This window comes from Butyrivibrio sp. (assembly GCF_024699075.1).
In genome coordinates, this window is the sequence record NZ_JAILQF010000100.1 from 1 (window position 1) to 3475 (window position 3475).

Sequence of the window (3475 nt, forward strand, 5' to 3'; positions counted from 1 at the left end):
GAAGTTCTGCTTGGCAGACTTTTTGGCAGCATGCAGTCACCGGTTGCAAACTTTGCTCGTGTTATTAAGCAGATCGCTGAGAGCAAAGAAGAAGTTGCGTAAGCAGACTATTAAAGAATTAGGAGGAATAATACAATGGCAAAATTAACAACAGCTGAATTTATTGAAGCTATCAAAGAGCTTTCTGTTTTAGAGTTAAATGAACTTGTAAAGGCTTGTGAGGAAGAGTTTGGCGTATCTGCAGCAGCAGGCGTTGTCGTAGCAGCAGCAGGCGGCGAGGCAGCAGCTGAGGAAGAGAAGACTGAGTTTGATGTCGAGCTCACAGAGATCGGCCCGAACAAGGTTAAGGTCATCAAGGTTGTCCGTGAGATCACCGGCCTTGGTCTTAAGGAAGCTAAAGAAGCAGTTGACTCTGCTCCGAAGGTACTTAAAGAGGCTGTCAGCAAAGAAGAGGCTGAGGATATCAAGGCTAAGATCGAAGCTGAAGGCGCTAAGGTTACTCTTAAGTAATTTAAACCTTTTATTATGTTTTTACCTGACGGGGAAGAGAGATCTTCCCCGTTTTCTTTTTGATAAAATTTTAAATAGAATTCTATATAAGTCTATGGATTCTTATATACATTAACTATTATTGTTTTAGATATTTATTTTGTTCTATATACATTAACTGTTATTGTCTTGGATATTTATTATATTCTACTTACATTAACTATTATCGTTTTGGTATTTTTTCTATTGCATAAACTGTTATTGTTTTGGATGATTTTTCTATTTACATAAACTGTTATTGTTTTGAATATTATTCTATTCACATTAAATGTTACTGTTCTTAGATATTTATCTATTTTCTATATTTACAAATCTTGGTATTTGTAGAATTCTTCTTTATTCTGAAATTAAAATACAGCTCTTTTACCAAAAAAATCATTTGACATTTGTATAGATTTGCATTATGATGGAAAATGCACTTATTGTGGAGTGAAAGGCCTTATTATGCCCTTTTATAAATCCAAAGGTCATGCAGGTCGGAAGCTCTTTTCATTAAATCCAAAGAACGGGGTGAATGTCAATGGAAAAGTACAGAATACATCCTACTGGTTCAGACAAAAATGTCCGCATGAGTTTTCAGCGCCAGAAGAACACCCTCGAGATGCCTAACCTCATTGAAGTCCAGAAGAATTCCTATCAGTGGTTCCTGGATGAGGGTCTCAAGGAAGCCTTCGATGATATCTCTCCAATTGAAGACTACAGTGGTAAGCTGAGTCTTGAATTTGTAGACTTCAAACTCTGCGAAGATGAAGTTAAGTATTCTATCGAGAAATGTAAAGAGAGAGACGCTACATATGCAGCTCCTCTTAAAGTAAAGGTACGTCTTCATAATAAAGAGAAGGACGAAATCACAGAACATGAGATCTTCATGGGTGATCTTCCTCTTATGACAGCTACCGGAACATTTGTAATCAACGGTGCAGAGCGTGTTATTGTATCACAGCTCGTTCGTTCACCTGGTATTTATTACGATATTACATATGATAAGCTTGGTAAGAAGCTTATCGCATGCACAGTTATTCCTAACCGTGGTGCATGGCTTGAGTATGAGACAGACTCTAATGATATATTCTATGTTCGTGTAGATCGTACACGTAAGGTACCTGTAACAGTACTTATACGTGCTCTTGGTATAGGTTCTAACGAAGAGATCATCGATCTGTTCGGTGATGAGCCTAAGCTCCAGGGTTCCTTCTCCAAGGGTCCTTCTACAGACTATCAGTCAGGTCTTCTTGAACTTTACAAGAAGATCCGTCCAGGCGAGCCTCTTTCTGTTGATAGTGCAGAGTCACTTATCAACGCTATGTTCTTCGATGCAAGAAGATATGATCTTGTTAAGGTTGGCCGGTATACGTTCAATAAGAAATTACACCTTAAGAATCGTATAGGTGGACAGATCCTTGCTGAAGATGTTGTTGATGAGACAACAGGCGAGATGCTTGCTTCAGCCGGAACTAAGGTTGACAGAGCTCTTGCTAAAGAGATTCAGGATGCAGCTATACCTTATGTATGGATCCAGACTGAAGAGCGTAACATCAAGGTTCTTTCCAATATGATGGTAGATCTTACTCACTATGTTGACTGCGATCTTGAGCAGCTTGGCATCAATGAGGATGTTTACTATCCTGTACTTAAAGAGATTCTTGATGAGTATGCAACCAAGGATGATGCCGAAGGTCTTGCTGAGACTATTCTGGCACGTAAGAATGATCTTATTCCTAAGCACATCACTAAGGAAGATATCATTGCATCCATCAACTACAATATGCACGTAGAGTACGGCATCGGCCACAGTGATGATATCGATCACCTTGGTAATCGTCGTATCCGCTGCGTTGGTGAGCTCTTACAGAACCAGTACAGAATCGGTCTTTCAAGACTTGAGCGTGTTGTTCGTGAGCGTATGACTACTCGTGATGCAGAGGAGATTTCTCCTCAGACTCTTATTAACATTAAGCCTGTGCAGGCTGCTGTTAAGGAGTTCTTTGGATCATCACAGCTGTCTCAGTTCATGGATCAGAACAACCCTCTTTCTGAGCTGACTCACAAGAGACGTCTTTCTGCACTTGGACCTGGTGGTCTTTCAAGAGATCGTGCCGGATTCGAGGTTCGAGACGTACACTATACTCACTATGGTCGTATGTGTCCTATCGAGACACCTGAAGGTCCTAACATCGGTCTTATCAACTCTCTGGCATCATATGCAAGAGTTAATGAGTACGGATTCGTTGAGGCACCTTATCGTCGTGTAGACCATACAGATGCAGAGAATCCTGTTGTTACAGATGAGATCACATACATGACAGCAGATGAGGAAGATAACTATCGTGTAGCTCAGGCTAATACTCCTCTTGATGCTGAAGGTCACTTCATCCGTAACAGTGTTTCAGGTCGTTATAAAGAAGAGACTTCTGAATATCAGAAGAATCTTATTGATTATATGGACGTATCACCGAGAATGGTATTCTCAGTTGCTACAGCCCTTATTCCTTTCCTTGAGAACGATGATGCTAACCGTGCGCTCATGGGATCAAACATGCAGCGTCAGGCAGTACCGCTTCTTACAACAGATGCTCCTGCAGTTGGTACAGGTATGGAACAGAAGGCTGCAGTTGACTCAGGTGACAGCGTTGTTGCCCGTAAGGCAGGTACAATTGATTATGTTGATTCCAAGATCATACGTATGACTTATGATGATGGTGAGAAGGAAGAGTATCACCTCACTAAGTTTATGAGAACCAACCAGTCTACATGCTATAACCAGAGACCTATCGTAGATAAGGGCGAGCATGTAGAAGCAGGACAGGTTATCGCAGATGGTCCTTCAACATTCCATGGTGAACTTGGTCTTGGTAAGAACCCTCTTATCGGATTCATGACATGGGAAGGTTACAACTACGAAGATGCTGTTCTTCTTTCAGAGCGT

The 3475-nt window shown here is 40.9% G+C and carries 2 protein-coding genes and 1 pseudogene; all 3 read left to right on the forward strand.

The window, feature by feature from the left end:
- Nucleotides 1–102 (forward strand): annotated as a pseudogene (locus K6G87_RS19880) (50S ribosomal protein L10); the annotation flags it as partial.
- A 33-nt stretch (nt 103–135) separates the two neighbouring features.
- A complete protein-coding gene (gene rplL / locus K6G87_RS03900; protein WP_296834162.1) occupies nt 136–510 on the forward strand; it encodes a 50S ribosomal protein L7/L12 in 375 nt (124 codons plus the stop codon).
- Between the two features lie 559 nt (nt 511–1069).
- A partial coding sequence (rpoB, locus tag K6G87_RS03905) for a DNA-directed RNA polymerase subunit beta (RefSeq protein ID WP_296834164.1) occupies nt 1070–3475 on the forward strand: 2406 nt, incomplete at its 3' end.

What these genes read in the sequence shown, in the direction of transcription:
- rplL (WP_296834162.1), top strand. Translation starts at nt 136, where the DNA reads ATGGCAAAATTAACAACAGCTGAATTTATTGAAGCTATCAAAGAGCTT.